A 26,475-nucleotide genomic window follows, 5' to 3' on the forward strand; every position below is an offset into this window, starting at 1 on the left:
CCCGAGGACAAAGCAAGGTGGCCCCGCAGGACCGTCCTTCGCCCTGACGGCTTGGTTTACTTCTTGTCTTCCTTTTTGGCGTCCTTCGCGGGCGCAGCGGCAGCGGCAGCGGCGGGCGTGGCGGCTGCGGTCTCGGCGACGGCCTCCGGCGTGTCGCGGTGGCTCATGACCGAGGCGATGGCATCCTCGGCGTGAAGCAGGGGACGCAGCCCCTGGACCAGCTTGAGGTCCCGCACGTGAACGACGGCGCCGATGCCGAGCTCGGTCACGTCCACCTCGATGCGGGCCGGAATGGCGCCTGGCTTGGCAGCCAAACGCAGCTCGTGAACGCTCTGGTGAAGGGTGCCGCCCAGCACCACGCCTTGAGGCGTGCCCTTGAGCACGATGGGAACGGTCACGCGGACTTCTTCGTCGAGGTCGATGCGGATGAAATCCACGTGCTCGATGCGGCGAGAGAGGGGGCTAATCTGCGCGTCGCGCACCATGACGGTCAACGGGCCTTGCGCGTGGCCGCCCACGTTGAGAGAGAACACGGTGTTGCGCCGACGTTCCTTGTCCATCGCCTTGACGATCGCGTTCGGATCGATCGAGAGGGCCAGCGGAGGCTCTTTGCGTCCGTACAGAATGGCGGGCACCTTGCCAGAGGAGCGGGTGCGGCGGGCCGAGCCCTTGCCCGTGGTCGTACGTACGTCTGCGTCGATTTGTGCGAAGTCCATGATCTTGACCTTTTTCGTTCTGCTTGCGGCCGGTGCCGCCGTCAATTGCGGACAGAGCCGCTGTTACCCTAGCGGCCCTTGCCGCGACCTATATGAAAAGCGAGCTGATCGAATCTCCCGTGTGGATGCGCTTGACCGCCTCGCTGAGGAGGGGGGCGATCGACAGGACCTTGATCTTGGGATTCTCCACCACCTCGCTGCGGTGGGGAATGCTGTCGGTGACGATGACCTGGTCGATGGGCGAGGCCACGATGCGCTCGAGCGCCGGCCCGGAGAGCAGGCCGTGGGTACAACAAGCGTGCACCGACCGCGCGCCCTGGTCCTTGATGGCTTTGGCGGCAGCGCACAAGGTCCCCGCGGTATCGATCAGGTCGTCGACAATGATGGCGTCGCGATCTTTCACGTCGCCGATGATGTTGACGACCTCGGCCACGTTGGCCGCCGGCCGACGTTTATCGATGATGGCAAGACCACAGTTGAGGCGCTTGGAGAACGCACGCGCGCGCTCGACGCCGCCGGCGTCTGGCGAGACGATCACCGCCTGAGCCCCGAAGTGCGTCTTGAGGTACTCCATCTGCACGGGCATCGCGTACAAGTGGTCGACGGGAATGTTGAAGAAGCCTTGGATCTGGCCTGCATGGAGGTCCATGGCCAGCACACGTGTCACGCCGGCGGCCGTGAGCACGTCGGCGGCAAGCCGGGCCGAGATCGGCGTTCGCGGTTTGGTCTTCCGGTCCTGGCGCGCGTAGCCGAAATAAGGAATGACGCCGATGATCGAGCCAGCCGAGGCGCGTCGTAGCGCGTCGATCATGACCAGCAGTTCCATCAGGTTGTCGTTGACCGGGGTGCACGTGGGTTGAACCACGAAGCAATTCACTCCCCGGACGTTCTCCTTGATCTCGACGTAAACCTCACCGTCTGCGAAGCGGGTCACCTCGGCGCGGCCCATCGGAACCTCGAGCTGCCTGCAGATCGCCTCCGTCAGCGCCCGGTGGGCGTTTCCGGAAAAAATGGTGAGAGCTTTCAGCAAGGTTTGACTCCGCAGGCTCGAACGACGGCGGCGGGGGGCCGCCAGGAAGGCGCGAATACTGCCACCGGGGTTGGTAGGTGTCAATCATGATGCAACGTGTCTTCTGGCCCGAAGTCGAGGCCCGCCGGGAGGTTAGGCGTCTGCGCGGCGCGCGTGCGGGAAAAAGGCGGTTTGCAAAGGGCGCGTCCCGCTGTAGGAGTTAAGCCCCAGCTTCCGAGGCGATTCATGATTCCCTACTTCCAGCAACCGCGGCTACACCTTGGTCCTCTCACCGTCCACGCCTTCGGAGCCCTCGTGGCCACCGGCGTCCTGGTCGGGACCGAGGTCCTGAAGCGGCGGGCTCGGAAAGATGGCCTCGACCCTCTCTTGGCGGTTCGCTTCCTGACCTGGGTGCTGGTGGGAGGCTTCATCGGCGCGCACCTCGTGGATCGCTTCGTTTACTTTCCGCGCGAGACCTTCGCCGATCCGATTTCGATCCTGAAGATATGGCAGGGCCTTTCCTCGTTCGGCGGGTTTCTTGGGGCCATCGTGGGCGCGACGGCCTTCATCAAGAAGGGGTATCTCGGCGCCAAAACGTGGTCGTATCTGGACGTGGTGGCTTACGCCTTCCCGGTGGGCTGGGTGTTTGGGCGCACGGGCTGCTTCGTGGCCTTCGATCACCCCGGTTCACCCACCGACTTCTTTTTGGGCATGGCCGAAGCGCCGGGCGGCCCCGTCATCCACAACCTGGGTCTGGAGGAGGCCATCTACACCTTCTTCCTGATGCTCACCTTCTTTGCGCTCGGTCGGAAGCCGCGGTTTCCCGGGTTCTTCGTGGGCATGCTGGCAGTACTCTACGCCCCGGTCCGGTTTGCGCTCGATTTCATGCGCAAGGTGGACGTGCGCTACTTCAACCTGACCCCCGGTCAGTGGGGCTCGATCGCGCTTCTGATCGTGGGCATCTACATTCTGAAACGGCAATCGCGTTTGGCGAACGCCCGGGCCTGACAGCCTCCCCCGGAGTCTCAGGAGGCGGGCCCCTCGCGCGGGGGCGCGAAGCTATCGTGGTAGCCGGCGTCTTCCACGCCAAGGGCTGTGGTGCTCGCGTGAAGGGGCGCGAAGGTGTCGAGCATCACGGCGAGTTCGTTGGTGTGCGTGCTGCCCAGGCTGCCCTCGTAGGCCCCTGGATGCGGGCCGTGTGGGATCCCGGCAGGGTGGTGGGAAAGGCTTCCAGGGCCGACGCCCTTGCGCGAAGTGAAGTTGCCGTCGCAGTAAAAGATCACCTCGTCACAGTCGACGGAGCTGTGTGGGTAGGGACAAGGGATGGCCTGCGGGTGGAAATCGACGGGGCGGGGAACAAAGCTGCACACCAGGGCTCCGCGGGTCGCAAAGGTGCCGTGCCACGTGGGCGGCAGGTGCACGAGTCCGACCCGCGGCTGGAAGGACCGTATCGGAAACACGAACGGATAGACGCTGCCGTCCCAGCCCACCACGTCGAGCGGTGTGTGTGCGCTGGTAAACACGTCGAAGCGTCCCTGTCGCTTCACCACCACGTCCCGGAGCCCCTCGTCGTTCGGGCCCTCGAAGCGCGGGGCGCGGAAGTCGCGATGACAGTACGGCGCGTCCATGCGGAGCTGCCCGTGCTCGTTGCGCCACTGCGCCGGCAGGTCGAGCCCGCCGCGGCACTCGATCTCGAGCCAGTGCTGTTCGATGCCCCTGTCGGGGATGAAGCGATGAATCACGCCCCGGGGGATGACCACGTAGTCTCCCGCCGAGAACGTGAGATCGCCGAGCGTCGTTCGCAGGAGTCCGCTGCCCCGAAAAATGAAGAAGAGGTCGTCGCCGTCCCCGTTCGCGAAGTAAGCGGGATCGGCCTTGTCGGGAAACAGGGTGGCGATGCTGACGTCATCGTTCCACAGCAACACGTGCCGCGCGCCGAGGGCGCTCCCTCGTCGTTCAGCAAGTCCCGGGGTGCGGTAATGGCGACGTCGCAAGGGTCTAACGGGTGCGGGTTGAGGGGCTCCGAAGCCATACTTGGCCCCACCGGGGACCGCGGTGTGGGGAGCGTGCAGGTGGTAGCTCATCGTGTAGGGCCCGTCGAAGCCCCGCCGCGTGAGGCACTGCTCGAACAAGAGCTGCCCCGCCTCGTCCCTCGCGGCCACGTGGTGTTTGGGGGGCAACAGCCCTTCGGCGCGGCGTTCGATCATGAGCCCAGTATATGACGGCTTCAGGAGATCCTGCGCGTGAGCCTCTGCTCGCGTTCGATGCTCTCGAAGAGCGCGCGGAAGTTTCCGGCGCCAAAGCCGCGAGAGCCTTTCCGCGAAATGATCTCGAAGAAAAACGGTCCGGCGTCCCGGTCTTGGAAAAACGCCGCGGCTTCCTTCAAAAAAATCTGAAGCAAGTACTGCTCCGGGCCCTCGCCGTCGACCAAGATCTCGAGCGCCTTCAGGGTGAGGAGGTCTTCGTCGATCCCGATGCCGAGCCGTGTGAGCCGCTCGGGGAGCAGGTCGTAGTAGCTGGCGGGCGTGGGCATGAACGCGACGCCGTTGCTTCGCAGGCCGCGCACGGTGTTCACGATGTCGCCCACCGAGAGGGCTGCGTGTTGCACGCCGTCGCCGCGGTGATCCTCGGCGGAAAACGTTAATCTGCGATTGTTTGAAGAAGGGGCGCAGGGGCTCGTTGCAAGCGAACTTGAGTCCAGAGTGCGGGTCCCACATGACCACCGACTTGAGCCCGGACCCGTGCGCGCCGTTTCGCGCCACGTCCTCGGTGTGAAACTTCACGTCCCAGAAGCGTTGCCAGCCCATGACGTGTTCCATCCACAGGAGCGCTGGGCTCATCGTTTGAAAGTTGCTGGTCACGTGGTCGATGGCCCCAAAGCCGAACCGGTTGGTGCCGCCCTGGGGAGCGTCGTGCATGACGAACCCCGGAAAGAGTGACCGGAACCCGCGCCGTTCGATGAAGCGAAAGGTGGTGTCTCCGAAGGGGGAGGTGATGGAAAACATGGCGAGTGTGCCGCCCTCGTCCGTGAAGCGCTCGATGTCGGAAATGATTGTGCCGCCTCGCGCTTCGATGAGGGAAAACGTGCGGGCAAGGTCCTCCACGGCAAAGGTCAATGTGCCCACACCTTCCGGGTGTTTGCGCAAATACCGAAAGGCGCGCCCGCCTTCGCCGGCGGGTGCACAAACGAGGATCGTGGCCCGGCCTGCCTGAAACAGGGCGGCGTTTTGGTGCCCGCGTGCCACCAGGTCGGCACCCGCCACGCCGAGCTCGGTGAAGTCGAGTTGGTCGCGCAGAAAACGCCTTACCCGCTCGAGATCGTGAACGTAGTAGGTGAGCGCCTCGAGTCTCGTGATGCCGAGCGATCGCTCCGCCCGTGCCTCGTAGCTCATGGCGGTCCTTTCGTACGCGGGTCCTCGGGAGCCGATATCTCGGCTCCTCAGCTCCGTGACTTACAAGTATATGGTGGCCGCAGGCCGAAGGCCGGGCAAGCGAATCAATCGGAAGCCAGGGGAGCAAAGCCCCAGGCGCCCCCCGGCACGACGTCCACGCGATAGACTTCGCGCACCAGCGCGGGTGTGAGTACCTCAGGGACAGGGCCGTAGGCGAGGCGCTTGCCTTCGTGCAGTACTGCCACGCGGGCCGCCACGGCTTTCACTTCGGCCAGGGGGTGCAGGACCACCAAGAGGCTGCGCCCCTCGGCCGCCAGGCGGGTGAACAAATCCAGGAGCTCGAGCACATGGGCAAGGTCCAGTCCTGCCGTGGGCTCGTCGAGGAGCAGCACGGGGGCCTCGGTCGCGAGGCCGCGCGCGATCAATACCCGGTGTTTTTCGCCGTGCGACAGGGAGGTAAAGGCCCGCGGGGCGAGCGTCTTCACGTCGGTGGCCACGAGCGCGTCGTCGATGGCGGCAAGGTCGGCCCGCGAGAGTCCACTGAGTGCTGCGCGATGAGCGAGCCGTCCCTGCGCGACCACGTCAAACACCGGCAGGGGCGCGTCGAGCGCGCTTTGTTGCGGCACGTAGGCCACGTGCCGCGCGCGGGCGCGGCGATCCAGCGCGTCGAGGGCTCGTCCCTTCACGAGCACCTGTCCCGAAAAGGGCAGCACGCCCGCGAGAGCCTTGAGCAAGGTGGTCTTGCCCGAGCCGTTCGGTCCAATGAGCGCCGTGACGACGCCCGCATCGACCTCGAGATCGACGTGGTCGAGCACACGGCGCGGCCCCCGATCGACACACAGCCCCCGCGCTTGAAGCGCCGGCGTCGGCGGGGGGGCCGTGCGGGGCGGGAGCATCGTTTAGTACCAGGCGATCTGCCGCGGGGGCAGCGCGAGGCTTGGGCTCGTGACGATCGCCGCCAAGGGCGTGAGGGCCGACGCCGCATCCACGGCGAAGACCCGCACCTGCGGGGTGCTCGCGGAACCGTCGGCGACGTAAAGACGGCTCGTTTCGGGATCGAAGAGCAGGCCGCCGAAGACGAAGCTCTCGCCTGCGGTGGCAGCGGACGACGCGGTTTGCGAAAGTACGCTCGCCGTCCACAGTTGGTCCGTGGCGGGTCCGCCGAAGTCACCGTTCGTGACTGCGAAGAACCGGTCGGCGTCGCGCGCGGCCAACGAAGTCTGCGCCACGCTGCGGTTGCCGAACAGCCGAGCAGCGACGATGAGCGAGGTTCCCGTGCGCGCGTCCACGCGGGCTACGCCTGCGAAGTCGACGCTCTGCAGCCCGTCCGAGAAGGCGCCGCCGCAGGCGATCATGAGTGTTTCGGGTCCCACCACCACCATCTCGCCACAGTTTTTCAGGGTGGGCAGCGAGATCACGGACGTGACCTGGTTCGTAGTTGGATCCACCACGGCGATGCGCCCGGGGCCCGCGGACGCAAAATCCTGGCTGAGGTGGTTCAAGCTGACGTAGAGCTTGCCTCCCAGCGCGATCACGCGATCGGGGCGGGGGAAAAAAAGCGTTGCTCGTGGTGGTGGTGGTCAGGTCGATGCGGGCCACGGGCGTGCCGAGTTGTGCATCGATCACCAGCAGATCGCTACCGCCTGCAAAGGGGTTTTCGGCAGTGGCTGCGGTGGGGCTGGATTCGTAGCGGGTGACGTAGGTAGGGCCTCCGGCCACGGTGACCACGTCGTGAGGGTTGGCAGCAAAGCCGGTTCCCACTTTGACCTGACGGCGCGGCGTACAGGTGACCGGGTCCAAATAAGTGAGGGTGGCCGCGCCTCGGTCGATGAGCACGACCTCGCCGTTGGCAGCGGGCTGCGAGGGCAACGTCACATCCCCCGACAACGCAAGGTTCAGCGTGGCCGAAACGCTACCGGAGTGGAGGCAGTCCCCCTTCGTCAGGCCTCCGTTCCTGTCGAGCAGCGACACACTCGTGCTTTGGTAATCGCTGTGCACCACCACGAAGCCTTGGGGGACGAGGGCGGGTGCGGTGTCTGGCGACGCGGCATCGCCGCCCGCGTCGTTCAGGGGAGCCGCGTCGTCGAGCGGCACGAAGGCGATGTCCTCCTCACAGGCGGACAGCCCGCATGCGAGCGTGAGCGCGAGCGTCCAACGCACCGAAAGCAAATCACGTGATCGACTCAATTGATCTCTCCTTGGGACGAAGCGGCCGGTAGCCGCGTGGGGGGGCTGGTCCATTCCAGCGTGAAAAACAGAGAGCGGCCCGGCAAAGGAAAGCCGGCGAGATCCAGGGCGGGGGTATTTGTGAGGTTCACCGCGCTGGCCACGAGACGAACACCGGAGTCGTCGTGGGCCAAAGAGGCGCCGGCGCCGAAGAGCAGGCGCTTGGGAACCCGGACCACGTTCGCGGGGTCGCGGTAGTTGCCCGCCGTGAAGTCGACATCGGCATAGACGCCGCACCGAAGAGCAAAAGGGAGCCGCAGCTCGCGCAGCTCGGGGCGTAGGTACGCGCGGGCCTGGGGCCGAAACGGCAGCTGTTTGCCCACCCGCGCGGCCGCGTCCGAGCTGTCCACGGCCCGCGTGAGGGTGACCTGCGCAGCCATACGCAAGTGGGGGCCGAAGCGGAGGCTCGCTGCCGTTTCGAGGCCTTGAATGCGCGCTGCGCCCACGTTGGCAGCACGGGCCTGGCCCCGGGCGTTCTGCTGGAACTGAATGAGGTCCTCGGCCCAGGCAACGAAGAACGCTGTATCGGTGTCGATCGCTAGCCGGCGCCGCTCGAAGTGCAGCCGCACGCCCACGTCGGCGTTGGTCCCCGTTTCCGGTCTCAGGAGGGGGTTGGGCTGCAGATAACCCGTGTTGCCGTAACGCTCGGTGGTCGAGGGGGGCGCGGACGTAGCGGCCTACGTTGGCGCGCAAGCTCACGTGGTCCGTGGGGTGCTGCACGGCGGAGAGGCGCAGCACGGGCAACACCGTGAGGGCGGGTGCGGTCGTCGCGGTGGTGGTCGTAAACGTGTCGCGATAGGTGAAGACGTCGCGGGAGGCTTCGATCCGTGCCGAGGGCGCTACTTCGAGACGGGCGCTCGGGAACCAGACGCTGGGTTCGAGACCTGCGGCCACGAAGGTGCGCGTGCCGGGGGCACCGGTGGGCACGCGCTTGAAGGCGTCCTGGGGCACGAAGCGCTCGTGCCTGCTGTCCAGCACGGCACGCACACGCAGCCGAGCGCCCACGGGTTTCATGACCCGCACCGTGCCACCCGCGGCCACGTGGCTGTCGCTCGTCAAGGTGGGCGCGGGCGCGAGCTCGCCCAGCTTGTCCGAGAAGCTCTGCCACATGTGCAACACGTACACGTTGGCGCGCAGGTGGCTGGCGTCGCCGAGCTCGCCGCGGCTTTCGTAGGCCACCTGGGCGGTCTGCCGATGAGACGAAAGGCGGGTGTGCTGCCCGGGAAAGGCGGCGAGCCCGGGAATGCCCTGGCGCCGATGGTCGAACGACGCCGAGACCGTGACCGACCGCGCCCCGGGCAGGGGCAAAGCCACGCGCAACAAACCATCCCGCTGCGCCAGGTCATTGTTGAGGCGGGTGCTCCGGATGTCGTCGCTGGGGTCGAAACTCGTGAACCGGTCGTCGGCGTAGCTGAAGTTGCCTTGCCAGCCCAGGCTCGACAGCGCCGCGAACACCGAGGCACGGCGATGCACATAGGCCCCCGACAGCGCCAAGCTTCGTGTGCCCCACGAGCCCACGCCCGCCGCCCCCGAGATGCGGCTTTCGCGCGGGGTCTGGGTGCGGACGGCCATGATGCCGCCCACGCCCGAAGCCCCAAACTCGAGCGGGCTCACGTTTTTGAAGATTTCAAGCCGCTCGAGGCCCCATACGGGAATGAACCCAAGGTCCACGCCGCCCCCCGTGGCGAGGTTGAGCGGGATGTCGTCCACGTACACTTGCACCTGGCTGGGCGTAGAGCCCCGCACGGAGAGCGTCGCCAGGGCGCCTTGCCCCCCGTAGCGGGTCACGGCGACACCGGGCAGTTCCGCCACCAGCTGTTCCACCGTCTCTGCGCTGCGCGCGGTGCGATCGGAGTTCACCACGGCCACCGAGGCCGCTTCGTCGACCCGGCTCTCGAAGGCGGCCGGAGCGGCGACCACGGTTTCGTAAGTGGGTGCGCTCCCGCCAGGCTCGGCGCGTGCCACGCCCGGCGCTGCCAGCAGCACCCAAACAAACAGCCGTGTTATAGGAGCAACCCGCGCGTCCTTCGCACGCTGGCTGCAACGTTCCTTCGACATGAAAAACCCCCGCCGGCAACGAAGGGGCGGGGGCAGACGGATGGCGAACCCTCCGTGCGCACCCGTCTTCTCCGAGACGGCATCGAGCGTCGTGCTTGCAGGCAGGTCTCCTGGCTGAGGGGTGACACGCGCAGCGTGCCGTGGCTCTCCAACCTTCCCAAACGCAGAGGCGTTCAGTGGTCGTTCCGGTTGCCCGGGGAAAAACCGTTGCCCTTTCACAGTGGCGGGACCGCGCCGGATTCTCACCGGCTTCCCTTTTAAGAAACGACCCGACCGTGCCGAAGCGCGGCTGGAACCCGTTTCCACCTGCAAGACCTATTCAGTTTTCAAACAGGGCCGGAACGTACAGCCGGACCGTGAGACAAGTCAAGCCGGCTGTGGGGGGCCGGGTCAGGGCGGCGAAAGCGCGTCGCCCTGTAACGCGGGCCGGCTCGCGAGCGCTGCGGCGAGCGCCTCCGCGGCGTCGAGCACGCTCAACCCCGGATCTGTCAACAGAGGGGCTGGCAGTTCGATGAAGCGGTCTGGGTGCATGCAGGCGCCGAGGCCTGCAAGCCCGGGGTGATGGCACAAAGTTGCGCGCATGCCCGCCTGGGTGACCACCACGTGAGGATCGAGCGCCAAAAGATCCTCGTGGGTGTAGGCAGGCCATCCTGCGAAGGCGATCGCCGCTCTGTCTTCGAGGCCGGCAAGGCTGAGCACGTCGTGCAAGCTCGAGCCCACCGTCCCTCCGTACATCTTGCCGCCGTGGATGCCCACGTAGAGGGCCCCCAGGCGATGTCGCCGCTCGACCTGTCCCAAAGTGGCCACGCGGTTGTCGATCCGCGCCTGCAGCGCCGCGCCCCGGGCCGGAACGGCCAGGAGCTGGGCGAGCGTGTTCACGTTGGACCGCAGGGTCGTCAGGCCCTCCATGGGCCCGAGGTCGAAGACCGCCACGCCGGCCCGTCGCAGGCGCTCGACGTGGCCTCGGCTGGCCATACCGTTCACGATGAACAGGTCCGGATGCAGCGCGAGCAGCCCTTCGAGGTCTTCGAGGGCCGCCAGGTGCGGGTGGTTTGCATAGCGGTGGGCCTCCGGTAGCTGGCTCGCGTAGGGTGAAAACGCGGCGATGCGCCCAGGCTCGAGCAGCTCCAGCAGCAGACGGTCCGCCACGATGTTGCCGCTCACGATCCGCTCGTACGGCTGCGCGGAGATCAGGGTTCCGCTGGCGTCGCGGAGGCCCCGGCACGGGGGGGTCGGGCAGGACGTGTCAGGCATGGGCAGGAGCCCCTCCGTTGCGGGGGCCTCGGCGGGGGGCGCGGCGCCTGGCGCGAACGCCAGACCCGCGAAGGCCGCGACGCCGCTTGCGAGCAGCAGACCCAGCACGTTGAGACCATCGAGGCGCCGGTGGACGCCGCGGAAGAGGCGGGGCAAGGGCTCACCCATGGAAGATCCCCCGTCGTCCTCTCAGCAAGAGCACGAGAAACACGGGTGCCCCGATGAGGCCCGTCACCACGCCCAGGGGCACTTCACTGCGCGCAGGCAACACGCGACAAAGCACGTCACACGCCGCCACGAAGGTCCCGCCCGCCAGGGCTGCGGCGGGCACGAGCCGTCTGTGCTTCACCCCTGCAAACGGCCGCAGAGCGTGCGGCACGACCAGGCCCACGAAACCCACCGTACCGGCCACCGCCACGGCCGCGCCCGTCATGACCGCCGTCCACACCACGATCCAGCGGCGCAGCGAAGCGACCTCCACGCCGAGCGTGGCGGCCTCGTCCGCCCCCGACAGCATGGCGTCGAGCGAGCGGCCCCAGAACCACGCGGCGGAGGTGCCCGCCAGGACGAAAGGCACGGCGATCAAGATGGTCCGGGGGCCCACACCGCTCACGTCCCCCAAGGTGAAGGCCATCATGGCGCGGGCCAGCTCCCAGCGCTCCTGGGCGAGCGAAGCCAAAAACGCGCCTGCGCTGATGAACAGCGACGACAGCAAAAAGCCCGTGAGCAGCAGCACCACGAGATCGGTATCGCTCCGGCTGACGAGCAACAGGATCAACAGCGCCAGCCACGCCCCGGCGATGCAGCCGAGGGGTAGTCCCAGCTCCGGGGGCAGGAGGCCGCCCGCGAAGGTACTGGACGCCAGCAGCGCCACACGCCCGCCCAGCGCCGCTCCCGCCGTGGTGCCCAGCACCGAGGGGCTCGCGAGAGGGTTGCGGAACAGCCCCTGCACCATCACGCCGCCCACGGCCAAAGCAACGCCCGAGACGAACGCAGCGCAGAAGCGCCACGCCCGCAGAGTGAGCAGGGTTTGCCGGAGACCTTCGTCTCCCAAGCTGGTGCGCCCAAACACGAGCGAAGCCAGCGCCGTGAGCACGGTCAACGCACCCAGCACGCCGTAGAGACACGTGGGGGAGAGCAGCCCCCCCTCGCGACGCGGAGGGCCCGCTGTCTCGGCATTCGCCATGAGGCTCGTCACGCGAGGCGCATCCCCGGGCGCTTCAGCCGCCGCTCGTCAGAAGATGCCCGCGGTCCTTGGTCTCGGCCGTAACCGGCCGCGACAGCACGATCTCCTGCCCCGCGCGGTGCCCGCTGAGGTAGGCCTCGTTGACGTGAACCGAGGCCGCGGCACTCGACACCCGGCGGGGGTAGCGCCGGTGGTAGTAGGCCGAGAGCTGGGGGTCGCCTTTCCACACCAGGCCCTCCTGGCGGGTCTCCACCACGCCGGAATTGAGCTTGAGGGAAAAGCCGCGCATGACGCCCAGGACGAACAGGCGCCGGTCGGCATCGGAGCGAATGCCGTGCGCGCGCTTGTGCTGTTTCCACAGCCGCTCGGCCGTTTGAGTGAGGAAGTCATGCACCCAGGCCGCCACGTCGAGGTTGCTGGGCGTTCCGCACAGCTCCAGGATCCACGAGTCCTTGCCCTGTTCCACGACGAAGTAAGGCACCCAGATCGGCAGCACGAAGAAAAAACGCTCGAGCAGGTTGGCCAGGGCCTTCTCCGCGGCCGTGCGCCGTGCCTTCGGCACACCCACGTGGCGAAACGAATAGCCTTCACGCGCGGCCGCCGCCGCAGACTCCACGTTGTGCTTGAGCATCAGCCGCTGCGCTTGCTTCATGGCCACTTCGGCCTCGTGAAGGTTGGGGCTTTCGGCCAGCGCGAGCAGCTTGGCGATCCGTCGCAGGATGGGGCTCTCTTCGCCGGGGCCGCCCGGTGGTTGCCCCGCGGCCGTGGCGTCGAACCCGTGCTGGGCACAGACCTGCTGGAAGGTGGGCCCGTGCGGGGGCTCGGTGGTGGCGCCCAGAGCTTCGTGCGCATACTGGTGCGCCATTTCGTGCTTCAGCACCTCTTTGACTTGCGTCCAGGGGGCGCCCGCTACGAAGTCGCGCGAGAAGGACAGGCTGCGGTCCTCCAGGTTCCAACTGCCGAGGCGGCTGCCGCCGTCGTGAAGCCCAAGGACCGGGCGCCGCAAGGCATTGCGAAAGTGCTGGTAGTTCACCGTGTCCCAGGCGTGGGCGAGCGCATGCAGCAAAGCGCGTTCAAGCTCTGCGTTGAGCTGGCCTGCGTGCGCGCGGCTGCCCGGCATCGTCAGCCCTCCCCAGCTTTGCCCGCGCCGCTCGCCGTCGCGAGGTACACGATGCCCAGCACCACGAAGACCACGCCGGCCGCGCGTTTGAGCCACACCGGCGAAACCACCCGCCCCACGGCCGCCCCGGCCAGGACAGCGAGGGCCGACGTGGCGACCAGGGCCGTTGCCGAGCCCGCGAAGATCGTCCACCGCGACGTGCCCCCCGCCGCCAGCGAGAAGGTCGCGAGCTGGGTCTTGTCGCCGAGCTCGGCGATGAACACCGTCGCGAACGCCGTGAGCAGCGCTTTCCAGTCCATGGGCGCCGAGCATGGCACACCCGGGCGTCCCGGGGGAGGTGCCTGTGGAGGACCCGGTGGGGCCGTTGCGAGGGAGGTTTCGCCCGGTACGGCCAGCCGTTTTCGCTGTCGCGAAGCGTCGAAGGAGGTGCGATCCCCTGGGTTTTGGGCCAAGAGCGCAGAATGCTTGAAACGTTCGCCGCGGACGCGCAACCTAACTCACGTGCGTCTCGACTCGTCGTCCGCGAAAGTTAGTTCCAGTCCCGGTCGAAACCTTGGGCCACGTCCCGCTCGGGCGCCCGCAGGCCCGCGGGGGCGCGGCCAGGCGCGGGCCTCCGGGAGCCTGGTGTTGTGTCTCGCCCTCGGGACGGCCTGCTCAGGCGGCGTCACGTCGTCGGACGAGCCCGACACGGGCGACGGAGGGGGCGGGGGGGGCGGAGGTGCCAACCAGCCGGGCTCGGGCGGCGTGGGGGGAAGCCCCGGGAGCGGAGCCGGCAACGGCGGCGGCGAGCCCTCGCAACCCCCACCCGAGCCGGTTTTCGACGGCATGCAAGGGCTGGACTGTGACCCCAGCGTCCCGGTGGGCGGCGCCCCACGGGTGTGGCGTCTCACGGCCTCGCAGCTCCGGAACTCGATGGAAAAGCTCCTCGGGGGCACGGTCGCGTTGCCAGCCGATTTCCTCAAGGCACCGGCCACCACCGGGTACCTGAACTCGGCTTTCGACCTTCGGCTCCGCGAAGCGGATGCCAGCGTTTTGCAGCGGTCCGTGAGCGACGCCGTCGCGGCCGCGGTCTCGGCCCGGTTCGGCACTTTGTTCCCCTGCGGCGAAGGCAAGGTGAACGATGCAGCCTGCACCGAGTCCTTCGTAAAAGATTTCGGTCTGCAGGCATTCCGCCGGCCCTTGGAGGCCGCCGAGGTGACCCGCTACAAGCAGCTTTACGCCGCGGGGGTTGCGGCCGGCGTGAAGCTGGGCGTACGCGCCGTGGCCGAGGCCATGCTTCAGTCTCCGAACTTTCTGTTCCGCTCCGAACTCGGCAGTGGCAGCAACGGGCGGACCCGCCTCACGAACTACGAGATCGCAACGGCGATGGCGTACCAGCTGACGGAAGGCCCACCCGACGCCGAGTTGCTCGCATCAGCCGAGAGCGGGGCGCTGGCGATGGACGACGAGGTGGTCAAGCAGGCGCGGCGCTTGTTGGCCTCCGATGGCGCGCCGGGCGCACTGTCGCAGTACTTCCTGCAGTTTCTCGAGTACGGAAACCTCGACGCCGCAAACCGAGACCCAGAATTGTTCCCCGTATGGGAAAGCGTGCGGGGCGATCTGGCCCGCGAGACGCAGCTCTTCATTGATGACGTTTTGTGGAAGGGCGACGGCAAGCTCGCGACGCTGCTCACGGCCAACTACACCTTCATGAACGCCAACGTGGCCAAGCTCTACGGCGCCAACGTGTCGGGCAGTGCCTTCTCGAAGCAAACCGTGGATTCCACCCAACGTGCAGGCCTGCTGACGCAACCTGGCCTCATGGCTCACCTTGCGGTCTTCGAGCGCACGTCGCCCGTGAACCGTGGCCGTTGGATACGAGAGCGTGTGCTGTGTCAGCTGGTACCAGAGCCGCTCATGAACGTGGACCTTTCCATCCCGGACCTGCCCGCGGGCCTCACGCGGCGGCAGCAGCTGGAAGAAAAAACCAAGCCGGACGCCTGCAAGGACTGCCACTCGATGATGAATCCGGTGGGCTTCGGCTTCGAGTCCCTCGACGCCATTGGCCGCTACCGCGACAAAGAAGAGAACGGCACGCCCGTCGACGCGAGCGGCACTCTCTCCGGCACACGTGACGCCAACGGCGATTTCAACGGCCCGGTCGCGCTCGTCAAGAAGCTCGCCGCCAGCTCTCAGGTGCGTGAGTGCATGGCGGTGCAGATGGCACGGTACCACTTTGGGCGCTTCGAGTCCGATGCTGACGGGTGCGCGCTCAAAGCGGCTTTCGATAAGTTCGCCGCTTCGGATTTCGACATCCGGGAGCTGGCCGTGGCCTTGGTGACCTCCGAATCGTTCCTGTACCGACGGAAGTGAAGCTCGGGTCGTTCCTCAACCTTTCTTCGATCGATCGCCACAAGGACCTTCCATGCTGAGCCCCTCTCGTAGAGACCTATTGCGCGCCGCCGGTGTCGGTGCCGCCGTGGCCACTTTCAGCCGCCGCCTGGCGCACGCCGCCGCGCCAGCTCCCATGCGCCTCGTGATCTACTGGACCGCCAACGGTGCAAATCAGAAAAAGTTCTGGCCGAGTGCTGGAACCACGTCCAGCATGATTCTCGAGCCGCTGGGCGAACTCAAAAACGACATTACCGTAGTCAAGAACGTCACCTTCGCGGGCACGGGTGACCACAAGACGGGCATGCCGTTTTCGATGACGGGGTACACCACGAATCCGCCCACGTCGATCTCGATAGACCAGGCCGCCGCGAAAGCCACCGGCAAGCCGGCTCTGGTGCTGGGCGGACAAGCGAAGGAGCAGAACTACCGCGGTTGGTTCAGCTTCGACACCAGCGGTTCTCCCGTGATGCCCACGGCGAACCCCACGACGGCCTTCACGCAGGTGTTTGGTACGCCAAAGCCGGGCGGCGGCACCGGTACGCCGCCGCCTCCCCCTGCGGGCGGGTACGATGCGGCCCTGCAAAAGAAGATCTTCGAGGCCGCGCTCGGCGATGCTCAGGCGCTGAAGGCGAAGCTACCCTCCGCGGAAGTCGTCAAAATGGACCAGCAGATCGAGGCGCTCGATGGGCTGGCCAAGGCGCTCGATGGTCTCGACAACGGCGGGAACACGGGCACCCCCACGCAACCCTCGGCGGTGGAGTGTAAGGACCTCGACAGCTCCGGATGGGTGGAGACGAACGAGGACTACCGCACGCGCATCAAGCTGCACCTCGACCTCATCACCGCGTCCTTCGCATGCGACGCCCGGCGCGTGGCTTCTCTCATGTTGTCGCCCGGCGGGCATGACAGCATGGGAGGTCACCTGGGCTTCTTGGGGGTGGGGGGCGACATTCACAACAGCATTGCGCACAAGATCTACGACGATCCGGCAAACCACGACAAGATGGCCAACATCAAGCGCTGGGAGGTGGAGCAGTTCGCGTACCTGCTCAAGTCGCTGAAGGCCACCAAAGACGTCGACGGAAAGACCTTGCTCGACAACACGGTGGTTCTGTTCACGTCCGAGTGCACGGACGGCAACCATGGTCACACCAACATCCCCGTCATGGTCGCGGGCGGTGGCGGACGTCTCAACCTGGGCAAGGTTCTCGATGCCGGCGGCTCGTCGAAAAACTACGTGCAGCTGTTGCTGGGCTTGGCCCGAACCGCGGGCGCCAACCTGCCCAAGTTCGGCGACGCCACGGAATCCTGGACGCCTCTCGTGGGCTGACGCCGAGGGCTGAGTCAATTGCCTTCGACGGGCACCACGTCGAAGGCGATGGAGATACGGGGCTCCGGGAGCGGGACGGGAAGTGTTTGGTGGTGCAGGTACGAGGGGAAGAGCACCAACGTACCCACCACAGGCTCGAGGTCGAGCACTACGGGATCTTCGGGCCGGGGGCCTTCCGTGAAGCGGAGCCAACCCTGCTTCGCTGCCCGCCGCGGGGGCTCGTGCATTCCCGGAGGGAGCTCCACATGGAGCACGCCGCTCAGCCAGCTGTCCGGGTGGATGTGCGAACTCTGATGGCCCTCGCCGCGGAAGACCACGCCCCACGGGTTGAGCGCGACACGACCTGGCGGCGGGCCCCACGCTGCGCGCCCGTAGTGGGCGATCGCCTCGGCGAGGAGCGGCTCCAAGAGGGCCACCGGCCCACGGGGCGCGACGAGCAGAGAGCCGGAGTGCCATCCGCCCTGCGTGGCATGCCCGTAGGGCGAAAGCCGCAGCGTGCGGTGCTGGGCCACATGCTCGGCCAGGGCGGCGGCCAAGGCCCCGTCGATGAGAGGCGTAGCCCGGATCCAGCTGACGGCGAGGAGCCACGCCGGGTCGGGGGCCTGGTCAGGAGGTCGTGCTCCGCCCCGCACGGCTTGCAGGTAGAGATCCACGGCACCGGCGTGCGAGGGATGCAAAGCAAGCCGTTCCCGCGCGAGGGTGAGCGCCTCCTGTGCGTCCCCTTGCGCGAGCGCCAAAGCGCCGAGGGGCAGCCAGAGCTCGAAGGCTCCCGGTTTTTCCGCATGAGCGGCTCGTAATGTGGCCAAGGCCGCCCTGACGTCGCCCGCTGCGCTCAGCGCCTGCGCATACGCGGCCGTGATCCAGGGAACTCCACTCCCTGCGGCCTCTTTCAGCAGCGCCACGGCTGGCTGGGGGCCGAAGGCCCGGGCCTTGACCCCCGCCAAGTGCGCCAGATGAGTCGGACGTTCGTCGGAGGAGGCCAAGCGGCACGCTGTCTCCAGGGCTGCCTCCGCCCCTGCCAAGTCTGCCAGCCCCGCGCGCGCCACCCCGAGATCTCCCCAGGCGGAGGCCGGCGCGCCGGCGATCGCGACAGCGCGCTCCAGGGCGGCCAGCGCCGCAGGCACGTCGCCCGTGCGGTGGCGGGAGACTCCCACCCTATGCCAAAGGCCTGGGTCCGGAGCCGAGGCGCTGGCCAGGCGGGCCAAAGCGCGGGCGGCGTTGTCGAAATCGAGAGCGGACCAACACAGATCTGCGAGCGCCCGCAGCACGTCGGGATCCTCGTCTCCCGACTCGAACGCTTGCTGCAGGTGCCGCCGTGCCTCTTCGGTGTCCCCGCAGCGCAGCGCCACCCTGCCCAAAAGGCCATGCGCACGGCTTTGCCCGGACGCCACCGCCAGCACCTCGCGCACGAGCGTCTCCGCCTCCGGCAGGTCACCCGCAACCAGCGCGTCCCGGGCATCGTCCAGCGCCTCATCGATGATGCTCTGAAGGTCGTCCATGGCGATCTCGACACGACTTTAGCGCGATCTCGCCTCATAGGGCCCCCAGGCGTTTCGTTCGGCGTCAGGACGAGCCGGGAGCTTTGTCTCTAACGCTTATCGAGCGCTCTGCCTCCCGCAATGCCCGCGATCAGGGCCACGACCGCTACGAAGAGGAAACCAAAGAAGAAGATCTTCCCAATGGTGGCGGCGCCGGCCGCTACCCCTCCAAATCCAAAAACCCCTGCCACGAGGGCCACGATGAACATGATGATTGCCCACTTCAACAACGACCGTCTCCTTTGCTCATGGTCACAAGAATCAAGCAGGATTCGTTCCAAACCCTGGCAAGAGACAGAGCCTCACTTCGGAGGAGCAGCAGGTATGTGGCGGCTCACCAAGTCAGGGGCGCACGCCTCGACGCGTAGGTGCTTGGGTCCCAGTCTCGTTGCGAGCAGCCAACCCAAGCTTTCGTTGGTGCCGACCTGCAGCCAAGCCACAAGCGCGTCCCACCAGGTCACCTCGAGCTTCGCCGCGTACGAGGTGAAGCCTTGCAGGTCTTTGAACTGGTCCATACCCAACATCATGTAGGGATCGTCAACGAGTCCTGGGGGAATTGGCCGTGCCGCTTGATACGGATCGTGCGAAAATGCGACGATCTCGACGAGCAGACGGGCATGATAGCCACCGTCTTCTATCAAGGAACGCAGCGCGCAGGTTGCGGGGTGGTTGCCGGCCAGTAGGGCTTCGGCTTGGCGACGCATCTCCTCCATGCCGTTCGGGTGAGCCCGCAAGAGGACGAAGTCGTACACGGGATGACGATGAAACGTCTGCAACACGTGCTCGATGATGGTGTCGCGTGTCGAAAAGAGGCCAACGGGATCCATCATCGTGGCTGGCCCCGAAGCAAAGCGGCGCAGGTTGTGAAAGACCCAGGGGATGCCCTGGCTCTTGTAGAACACCTTCGTCTCCTCGGCCGCGCTCAGCATCATTTGGTCGCGTGCGGCCACGAGCAGCTGCGGGATCGTGGGTACAGCTTGGATGTGGCCCAGCGCCAAGAGCCTTTCGAGCCGACGCCGTACGAGGGAAGGCCAAAGATAGCCCAAGAGCAGGCCCGCGAGCTGCGTGAACTTGCGCAGCGTAAACCGCCAACCCCGCAGCACGTCTGCCAGCAAGCTCAATCGTGTACGGCCCCGCCATGAAGGTGGGGTGGCGTGTTGCCTGGCGGCCATGGTGACATCGTTCGAGTCGTTCATGACGGCGCTCGTTCGTGGGTTCTCAACCTACCATGTCGCACGAACTTGTGATCGGTTGTGGCGAGTTGAGACGAAGACATCTCGCCTTTTCGGGTTCTCTGTTATCGTGGAGCCCATGCCGAAGGACCTCCCTCGACGTAAGCCAGACGCCGAGGATTTGCCCACCGTTCTCCCCCTGCTACCAGTGCGGGACTTGGTCGTATTTCCCTACATGATCGCGCCGCTGCGGGTCTCGCGGCGGATGTCGCTCGATGCGGTCGAGGCGGCGTTGGCCAGCGACGATCGCCTCGTCTTCATCGTGGCCCAACGAGATGCCTCTGACGAAGAGCCGAACCCCGCAGCGCTCTATCGCACAGGCACCGTGGGTGTGATCATGCGTATGCGTCGGCTCTCCGACGACAGCTTGAAGATTCTGGTTCAGGGGCTGTCACGCGCCCGCATCCAGAGGTTCCTCGTCGAACAACCTTTCTTCCAGGTACGGCTTGATCACTACGAGGATCTGAGTGGAACCCGGTCCGTCGAAGTGGAAGCGGTCACGCGCTCGGTGCGCACCAACGTCGAGCGGATCGCGGAGCTTGGCAAGACCTTGCAGCCCGAGTTGGCGATGGTTCTCCAGAACGTGGAGGAGCCGGGCCGGATGGCTGACCTCGTGGCCTCGAACCTCACGCTGAAGCTCCCAGAGGCGCAAGCACTGCTCGAAAATGAAGACTCGGGCTCGCGGCTGATCAAGGTCAACGAGCTGCTCGAGCGCGAGATCGGCATCCTCGAGGTGCAGAACCGAATTCAGAACCGCGCAAAGGAGGAGATGACCAAGACGCAGCGAGATTACTTCCTGCGTGAGCAGCTTCGCCAAATCCGCAATGAGCTGGGTGATACAGACGCCTTCCGCGACGAGATCGAGGAGCTGCGAACGAAGATCGCCAAAAACGGACTCCCGGTCGAAGCGAAGACGGAGGCCGACAAACAGTTGCGCCGGCTCGAGCTGATGTCACCCGAAAGCGCCGAGTCGGCGGTGCTGCGGAACTATCTCGATTGGCTGGTTGAGCTGCCCTGGTCGGAGACGGAAGAAAGCAAAGTTGACCTTGCCGCCGCACGCAAGATCCTGGACGACGATCACTACGACCTCGAGCACATCAAAGAGCGCATTTTGGACTACCTCGCAGTGCACCGGCTGCGCAGCGGCGTGCACGGCCCCATCCTGTGCTTCCTTGGGCCCCCGGGTGTGGGAAAGACCTCGCTCGGGCGTTCGATCGCTCGCGCGCTCGGGCGTAAGTTCGTGCGGATCTCCTTGGGGGGCGTGAGAGACGAGGCCGAGATACGCGGTCACCGTCGCACTTACGTGGGGGCCATGCCGGGTCGCATCGTGCAAGGGATGAAGCAAGCGGGCTCCCGCAACCCCGTCTTTTTGCTCGACGAAATCGACAAGCTGGGCGCTGACTTTCGCGGCGATCCGTCATCGGCGCTGCTCGAGGTGCTCGACCCCGAGCAGAACCACACCTTTCGCGATCACTACCTGGGTGTGCCTTACGATCTCTCGAAGGTCATGTTCATCGCCACTGCAAACCTGGCCGACGGTATCCCGCCGGCCCTGCGCGACCGCATGGAGATCTTGCGCCTTGCGGGCTACAGCGAAGAAGAGAAGCTCGCGATCGCCGAGCGCTTCTTGGTGCCAAAGCAGATTACGGAATCGGGACTCTCCACCGACGAAGTGACGATCGGTCGCGATGTCTTGCGCAGGGTGGTCACGGAGTACACGCGCGAAGCGGGCTTACGAGAGCTCGAACGCTTGGTTGCGCAGCTCACGCGCAAGCTGGCCCGCCGGGTGGTGGAAGCCGAAGCTGATCCCGCTGCCAAGCGCAAATCGCGAAGCAAAGAGAGCCTGACGGTGCAATCCGGGGATCTGTCGACCTTCCTTGGACCGCCCCGGTACATCGCCGACGAGCAGATGGATGCCGACGAGGTGGGCATTGCGAATGGGCTCGCATGGACCCCCTACGGTGGAGAGGTCCTTCACGTCGAGGCACAGACCATGGCCGGCAAAGGCAGCCTCATCCTCACGGGCCAGCTTGGTGAGGTGATGAAGGAGTCAGCGCAAGCGGCGTTGTCGTATGCGCGGGCGCAGGCCCTGGCCTTGGGACACGGACACTCGTTCTTCGCCGAACGTGAGATTCATATCCACGTTCCCGCAGGCGGGGTTCCCAAGGATGGCCCTTCGGCGGGCATCACCATCGCCACCGTTCTCATCTCCATGTTGACGGGTATTCCGGTGCGCAAAGACGTTGCGATGACGGGTGAGCTCACCCTGCGCGGACGGGTGCTTCCGATAGGGGGGCCTGAAAGAAAAGCTCCTGGCCGCCGTCCGCCTCGGTCTTCGGACCGTCATCATTCCCGCGGGCAACGCCTCCGAGCTATCGGAGGTGCCCGAACACTTGATGGCGAAGCTCGAGGTCGTGCCCGTGCGAACCATGAAAGAGGTCGTGAGTGTGGCCCTGGCGCGCAAGATCGATACGGGCCTGGCTCCTCTCGATACCAACGGCAAGGCGGTCAGCCCCCGCAAGGCGAAGGCCGTCGCGGCAAAGCCGTCAAAGGCCGGTAAAGCGAAGCCCGTTCGCAACGGCAAGCCGAGCCGTCCCATCGCGCAGGCGCGTGGGGGGGGCCCGCGCAAGACCCTTGCGCGTCGGGGTGCCCCCGCGAACGCCTGAGGGCGGCTTAACGGGGCTCGCCGCCCGCGTCCGGGGAGGGGGCGTCTGCCACGCGTCGTGGCCGTAGGCGCGTAGGGGATACGAGCGACCCAGCCTCGTCGGGACTCGAAACGTGGTGGGGCTGCGCCGCCAGCGCACGGTCGAGTAAGTGAGCCGGATTCACGTTACCGATCGCCGCCAGCATACTGTGGCGCACGTTCGGATGCTGCGCCTCCATGCGGGAGAGCATCTCTTTCATCTGTCGCCGCTGCGCCTGGCTCTGGGAGCCACAGAGGTTACAGGGCAGAATGGGGAAGCCCTGTTCGCGCGCATAGACCTCCAGCGTGGCTTCCGCACAGAAGATCAAGGGCCGAATCACGATGTGAGCACTGTCGTTGCTCGTGAGATGGGCCGGCATGGCGGCCAGCTTTCCCGCGAAGAAGAGGTTGAGGAGCAAGGTCTCGAGGGCGTCGTCGCGGTGGTGACCGAGTGCGATCTTGGTACAGCCGAGCTCGTCGGCCGCGCGGTAAAGGATGCCCCGGCGCAGGCGCGAGCACAGGGAGCAGTAGGTCTTTCCCTCCGGGATCTTGTCCGTGACGACCGAATACGTGTCCTCCCTCAGGATGTGGTAGCGGGCGTTGGCCCTTTGCAGCCAGGCCTCGAGAGGCCGGCCGTCGTAGCCCGGATGGCCCTGGTCGAGGTGCACGGCGATGAGCTCGAAGCGCACGGGGGCCCGCTGGGCAAGCTTCGACAAGAGGGTGTAGAGGGCGTAGCTGTCTTTGCCACCGGACATCGCCACCATGATGCGATCCCCCTCACGAATGAGGTCGAAATCGGCGACGGCGCGGCCGAGCTCTCGCATCAGGGCTCGTTCCGTGGACGTTTCGCGGAGGGGGGCGGTCCGCCAAGGCGCGTCGAGGGAAGACATGGCGAGGGAGGGTAGCGGGCGCGTTCGACACTGGCCAGCCTGGGCTTGTGCCGCAGCGTCCGTGTAAGCGCAGGCGCGCACTTGCGCCCCGTGGGTCACCTCAGTACCTTCGCTACCATGGCATGGGTGTTGTCGAAGCTGGTGCTGCCCACATTGGAAACGGCGCTTCCTGGAAGGTCGACGCCGATGCCCGTGCCGGATCGGCACTACGTTTCGGGGGCGCCCCTCCGCACCCCGTTTCCGGGCGCCCAGCTGGCCCTGTTCGGGATGGGCTGCTTCTGGGGTGCCGAGCGGCGCTTCTGGCAAACTCTGGGCGTCACGTCGACACAGGTGGGGTACGCAGGGGGCCTCACGCCGAACCCCACCTATGAAGAGGTGTGTTCGGGCCTGACGGGCCATGCCGAGGTGGTTCGGGTGGTTTTCGACGAACGCGTCGTGACGTACGAAGGCCTCTTGAAGGTTTTCTGGGAAGGGCACGATCCCACCCAGGGCATGCGGCAGGGCCACGACGTTGGCACCCAATATCGCTCCGTGGTTTATACCTACGACCCCCAGCAGCTCGCGCTTGCGCAGGCCACGCGGGACCGCTACGAGAAGGCCTTGGCCGCACGAGGAAACGGACCGATCACGACCGAAATACGCGCGGCGCCCACCTTCTTCTACGCCGAACCCTACCATCAGCAGTATTTGGCGAAGAACCCCGACGGGTACTGTGGGCTTGGCGGTATGGGTGTGCCGTTGCCCGCGCTGGGCTGAGGCCGTTCACCGCGGCTGCCGTGGTACGATCCATACGTGGGTTCCGCTGCCGATCGAACACGCCGCTCGAGCGGGTGGCCCGCGCTGGGGGTGGCGAGCGGTGTAGCGTTTTTCTTCCATGTCGCGTTCGTGTTTTGGGGGATGGGGTGGCTCGCGGGGCTTCGCGGCGTCGACCCTGACGTCGAGCTCTCGGCGGGCGCCGCGGCCTGGTGGCGCGCCTTCGTGGCTGCCGCGCCGGAAGCCCCTTTCGAGGTGAGCCCGGAGGTGTCCGTCGTGGCCGCGTCCGAGGCGCTCCCGGACTTGGCGCGCACGCCTGCGGCGGATGACCGAAAGCGCGTCGAGGAATCCGCTCCCCGTGTGGCCGACGGACAGGATCCCCGGTCGCCGGCGCCCGACGGTGGTGAGGGTCTGGGGCAGAGCCACCCCGATGCCTGGCGGCACGACCGTCAACACCTGAATGCACAGCTTACGGATGGCGCCCCCCGTGTCCGGCCGGCGCGCACCCGGCGCGGCCGACGCCTGGCTTCTCCGCAAGCCGAGCGTCGCGAGCCTCGCAGCGGGGTGGGCGATGCACCCCAGACGGCGCACGAGGCGTTGGTGTTGGCCAAAGCGGACGAAATGACCGGATCCGGAGGGGACGGCCTGGCCATCGGGGCCGCCGTGGCCCTGCAAGAGCGATCCGGCACGAGCCAGCACAGTGGCCGGGGCCCGCTGGCGGCGGCTACGGGCGAGCGGCGCTTCGATACCGAACACGTCGGGGCCCCCGGCGATGTGGTGGACGTGCGCGCGGCCTCGCCCGAGCGGAGGCCGGGGCCCATCGACCTCGTGGCGGCCGGCTCGCCTGGACCCGCGCCGGCCGCCAGCCAGCGGGGGCCCTCCGACCACCCGGGGGCCGTTCCGCATGTGGCCACCGGGCAGGCCCCGTCACTCCACGGGTCTCCTGCGCCCGTCGCGCAGGGACCGGAGGTGAAGCTGTCGACCCGCGAGCTCGAGCGGGCGCGATACGAGCGCGAAATCAAACGCCGCGCGCAAGCGATGCTTCGTTTTCCCCGGCAGCTTGCCCTGGAACTGCAGCAGGGCGAAGCGATCGTGCGCTTTACCGTTGGCTCTGACGGGGCGCTTCACGGCGCCGTGACGGTGACCAAGTCGGCCGGGTTCCGTCAATTCGATGAAGAAGCCCGTTCGGCCGTGGAGCGTGCGGCGCCTTTCCCGCGGATGCCCGAAGCTCTCGTCGTGCACATGAGGGTTGCCTTCGAGAACCCCGTTTTGCGTTGAATCCGTAGGTGGGGACGTCTGCGACCTCGAACCGCCTCGCACATCCATCGGACCTGGCCGAAGCCAAGCCATAGGAATTGCCGCGGGATTCTGCGTTTTTTTCGTACGCGAAGGAGTTCGGGAGTGTCGAAAAGGAGGCTGCTAAAATAGCGGCTCCGAAGGCCCATGTCGTCAAAGGCCCACGCCTCCCAACGCGCTCGCGGCGCGCGCGGAAAGCGCCTTGGTTTCTGGGCGCTCATCGCTCTCGCCCTCCACCTCGAAGCCGGGGTGGCGTTGCTATTGTTTTCGTACTTTTTCGCCCCTCGCGAAGCCGACCTCGAAGCCGCGCGCAAGGGCGCCGAAGGTGAATCCGTCGAGATCGGGATGCTCGACGAGGACGCTGCCCGCGAGATTCTCGCCGAACTCGAACGCGCCGAAGAAGCCCGCCAGGAAGAGGAAACCAAGAAGGAGGTCGAGGCCAAAAAGGCGCCAGGGCAGGTGGTGGAGCTGCCAAAGCCTCGCAACCAAGAGCGTCCGAAAGACGCCAAGTTTGCCGCCGAGTACGATTCGACCGTCGCAAAAGAAACCAAGAAGTTCGGCGAGCTGAAGGCCGACTCGCGCATGAGCGCCGACGGTCAAGCCGCAGAGACCACGACGGCTTCACCGCCTTCCGAGGCGCAGCCTCAGGTGGCGCCCCAAGCTGGAACCAAAGCAGCCGCGTTGGCGATGCGCACGCCCGGCCCCCAAGGTGCGGACGCCCGTGCGCAGCGGCAAGGGCTTGGTCCTCGCAACCTCACGGGGCCGAATCCCGAGACAGAGGCCGGGCCCCCCGATGGGGACGGCCGGGAGCAGTCGACGGAGCGAACCCTTCCCGAGCAACCTCTCGGCGGAGGCACTCCGGGACGCGCAGGACAGTACGGCGCGCCCTCTCTCCTGCCCAGCCTCGACCAGGTGGCCCACGCCATCGGGAGCGGTACTCAAGACCATCTCGACGACGTGGACGACGGCGCGGAGACGGCACTCAATGCCAAGAAGTGGAAGTTCGCCTCGTTCTTCAACCGGGTCAAACGGCAGGTGCGTGATCACTGGCGCCCGGCGGAGGAATACCGCAAGCGCGATCCCACGTTCCGGATCTACGGGATGCGCGACCGCTTTACGCTCCTCAAGGTTGAACTGAAGTCTGATGGCAGCCTGGCTTCCGTTGGCCTCGACACGCCCTCGGGCATCGACTTCCTCGATGACGTGGCCGTTGAGGCTTTCAAGCAAGCCCAGCCGTTCCCGAACCCTCCTCGCCAGCTGGTGGAAGAAGGCTCGGGGCTCATCACCTTCCGCTTCGGTTTCTACTTCGAGATCGGGGGCGGGGGCGCTTCACCGCGCATGAAGGTGTTTCGCTACAACGATTACTGAGCGTGAGGTCGCCGGCTGCGGCTCCTGCTTGGTGCGCGGTTGCGTTACGCC

At 66.5% G+C, this 26,475-nt stretch carries 22 protein-coding genes, 1 pseudogene and 1 riboswitch; of the genes and pseudogenes, 8 read left to right on the forward strand and 15 right to left on the reverse strand.

Annotated elements, in window-relative coordinates:
- Window positions 1-56: 56 nt before the first annotated feature.
- Both KA712_11230 and KA712_11235 read right to left on the reverse strand, forming a co-directional pair.
- A complete protein-coding gene (locus tag KA712_11230) occupies window positions 57-716 on the reverse strand; it encodes a 50S ribosomal protein L25 (protein MCG5053523.1) in 660 nt (219 codons plus the stop codon).
- 88 nt (window positions 717-804) lie between these two features.
- Window positions 805-1,743: a ribose-phosphate pyrophosphokinase gene (locus KA712_11235; GenBank protein MCG5053524.1), complete on the reverse strand. Its 939-nt coding sequence runs from the start codon at window positions 1,741-1,743 to the stop codon at window positions 805-807.
- A 228-nt stretch (window positions 1,744-1,971) separates the two neighbouring features.
- Here KA712_11235 and KA712_11240 point away from each other — a divergent pair, with 228 nt between their 5' ends.
- Window positions 1,972-2,733, forward strand: a complete 762-nt coding sequence (locus tag KA712_11240; protein MCG5053525.1) for a prolipoprotein diacylglyceryl transferase — start codon at window positions 1,972-1,974, stop codon at window positions 2,731-2,733.
- 17 nt (window positions 2,734-2,750) lie between these two features.
- Here the strand turns inward: KA712_11240 and KA712_11245 are convergent, their stop codons facing one another.
- The 5 genes and pseudogenes from KA712_11245 to KA712_11265 form a co-directional block, all read right to left on the reverse strand.
- Window positions 2,751-3,932 carry a homogentisate 1,2-dioxygenase gene (locus KA712_11245; GenBank protein MCG5053526.1) on the reverse strand — a complete coding sequence of 394 codons (1,182 nt, stop codon included), beginning with the start codon at window positions 3,930-3,932 and terminating at the stop codon, window positions 2,751-2,753.
- 20 nt (window positions 3,933-3,952) lie between these two features.
- Window positions 3,953-5,117, reverse strand: a pseudogene (locus tag KA712_11250) (VOC family protein).
- A 104-nt stretch (window positions 5,118-5,221) separates the two neighbouring features.
- Window positions 5,222-6,013 carry an ABC transporter ATP-binding protein gene (locus tag KA712_11255; protein ID MCG5053527.1) on the reverse strand — a complete coding sequence of 264 codons (792 nt, stop codon included), beginning with the start codon at window positions 6,011-6,013 and terminating at the stop codon, window positions 5,222-5,224.
- Between the two features lie 3 nt (window positions 6,014-6,016).
- Window positions 6,017-6,652, reverse strand: coding sequence for a hypothetical protein (locus KA712_11260; protein MCG5053528.1), 636 nt, complete (start codon window positions 6,650-6,652; stop codon window positions 6,017-6,019).
- A gap of 648 nt (window positions 6,653-7,300) precedes the next feature.
- Window positions 7,301-7,966: a TonB-dependent receptor gene (locus tag KA712_11265; GenBank protein MCG5053529.1), complete on the reverse strand. Its 666-nt coding sequence runs from the start codon at window positions 7,964-7,966 to the stop codon at window positions 7,301-7,303.
- 176 nt (window positions 7,967-8,142) lie between these two features.
- On the opposite strand from KA712_11265, the gene KA712_11270 reads away from it, so the two are divergent.
- Window positions 8,143-8,517, forward strand: coding sequence for a hypothetical protein (locus KA712_11270; protein MCG5053530.1), 375 nt, complete (start codon window positions 8,143-8,145; stop codon window positions 8,515-8,517).
- Window positions 8,518-9,483: 966 nt separating this feature from the next.
- A riboswitch (cobalamin riboswitch) is annotated at window positions 9,484-9,724 on the reverse strand.
- Between the two features lie 67 nt (window positions 9,725-9,791).
- Here the strand turns inward: KA712_11270 and KA712_11275 are convergent.
- Genes KA712_11275 through KA712_11290 form a run of 4 tightly spaced genes read right to left on the reverse strand, consistent with a single transcriptional unit; the run spans window position 9,792 to window position 13,260 of the window.
- Window positions 9,792-10,823 (reverse strand): ABC transporter substrate-binding protein, encoded by a 1,032-nt coding sequence (locus KA712_11275; GenBank protein ID MCG5053531.1) that lies wholly within the window; start codon window positions 10,821-10,823, stop codon window positions 9,792-9,794.
- The gene (locus tag KA712_11280; GenBank protein ID MCG5053532.1) at window positions 10,816-11,853 is read right to left on the reverse strand and encodes an iron ABC transporter permease; all 1,038 of its coding nucleotides are present in this window, start codon (window positions 11,851-11,853) and stop codon (window positions 10,816-10,818) included. The genes KA712_11275 and KA712_11280 overlap by 8 nt, the downstream gene beginning before the upstream one ends.
- Before the next feature lie 22 nt (window positions 11,854-11,875).
- A complete protein-coding gene (locus KA712_11285) occupies window positions 11,876-12,961 on the reverse strand; it encodes a SprT-like domain-containing protein (GenBank protein ID MCG5053533.1) in 1,086 nt (361 codons plus the stop codon).
- A 2-nt stretch (window positions 12,962-12,963) separates the two neighbouring features.
- Window positions 12,964-13,260 (reverse strand): TMEM165/GDT1 family protein, encoded by a 297-nt coding sequence (locus tag KA712_11290; protein ID MCG5053534.1) that lies wholly within the window; start codon window positions 13,258-13,260, stop codon window positions 12,964-12,966.
- A gap of 325 nt (window positions 13,261-13,585) precedes the next feature.
- Here KA712_11290 and KA712_11295 point away from each other — a divergent pair, with 325 nt between their 5' ends.
- Window positions 13,586-15,313, forward strand: a complete 1,728-nt coding sequence (locus KA712_11295; protein MCG5053535.1) for a DUF1592 domain-containing protein — start codon at window positions 13,586-13,588, stop codon at window positions 15,311-15,313.
- 52 nt (window positions 15,314-15,365) lie between these two features.
- Window positions 15,366-16,664, forward strand: coding sequence for a DUF1552 domain-containing protein (locus KA712_11300; protein ID MCG5053536.1), 1,299 nt, complete (start codon window positions 15,366-15,368; stop codon window positions 16,662-16,664).
- Window positions 16,665-16,678: 14 nt separating this feature from the next.
- Here KA712_11300 and KA712_11305 read toward each other — a convergent pair whose 3' ends face one another.
- The 3 genes from KA712_11305 to KA712_11315 all read right to left on the reverse strand — a co-directional run bounded on the left by KA712_11305 (window position 16,679) and on the right by KA712_11315 (window position 19,398).
- Window positions 16,679-18,163, reverse strand: coding sequence for a tetratricopeptide repeat protein (locus KA712_11305; protein ID MCG5053537.1), 1,485 nt, complete (start codon window positions 18,161-18,163; stop codon window positions 16,679-16,681).
- Between the two features lie 89 nt (window positions 18,164-18,252).
- On the reverse strand, window positions 18,253-18,432 hold the full coding sequence (locus KA712_11310) for a DUF1328 domain-containing protein (GenBank protein MCG5053538.1): 180 nt from the start codon (window positions 18,430-18,432) through the stop codon (window positions 18,253-18,255).
- Window positions 18,433-18,504: 72 nt separating this feature from the next.
- Complete coding sequence (locus tag KA712_11315) at window positions 18,505-19,398, reverse strand: hypothetical protein (GenBank protein MCG5053539.1); 894 nt, start codon at window positions 19,396-19,398, stop codon at window positions 18,505-18,507.
- 115 nt (window positions 19,399-19,513) lie between these two features.
- Between KA712_11315 and lon the strand changes: the two genes are divergently transcribed.
- Window positions 19,514-21,994 (forward strand): endopeptidase La, encoded by a 2,481-nt coding sequence (lon, locus tag KA712_11320; protein ID MCG5053540.1) that lies wholly within the window; start codon window positions 19,514-19,516, stop codon window positions 21,992-21,994.
- Window positions 21,995-22,107: 113 nt separating this feature from the next.
- On the opposite strand, the gene ttcA is transcribed toward lon, so the two are convergent.
- A complete protein-coding gene (gene ttcA / locus KA712_11325; protein MCG5053541.1) occupies window positions 22,108-23,007 on the reverse strand; it encodes a tRNA 2-thiocytidine(32) synthetase TtcA in 900 nt (299 codons plus the stop codon).
- A gap of 117 nt (window positions 23,008-23,124) precedes the next feature.
- On the opposite strand from ttcA, the gene msrA reads away from it, so the two are divergent.
- The 3 genes from msrA (at window position 23,125) to KA712_11340 (ending at window position 26,424) form a co-directional block, all read left to right on the forward strand.
- On the forward strand, window positions 23,125-23,763 hold the full coding sequence (gene msrA / locus KA712_11330; protein ID MCG5053542.1) for a peptide-methionine (S)-S-oxide reductase MsrA: 639 nt from the start codon (window positions 23,125-23,127) through the stop codon (window positions 23,761-23,763).
- A gap of 36 nt (window positions 23,764-23,799) precedes the next feature.
- Window positions 23,800-25,038 carry a TonB family protein gene (locus tag KA712_11335; GenBank protein ID MCG5053543.1) on the forward strand — a complete coding sequence of 413 codons (1,239 nt, stop codon included), beginning with the start codon at window positions 23,800-23,802 and terminating at the stop codon, window positions 25,036-25,038.
- A gap of 165 nt (window positions 25,039-25,203) precedes the next feature.
- On the forward strand, window positions 25,204-26,424 hold the full coding sequence (locus KA712_11340; GenBank protein ID MCG5053544.1) for a TonB family protein: 1,221 nt from the start codon (window positions 25,204-25,206) through the stop codon (window positions 26,422-26,424).
- Window positions 26,425-26,475: the final 51 nt, after the last annotated feature.

The sequence above is a fragment of the Myxococcales bacterium genome, from assembly GCA_022184915.1.
Lineage (GTDB): Bacteria > Myxococcota_A > Polyangia > Fen-1088 > Fen-1088 > JAGTJU01.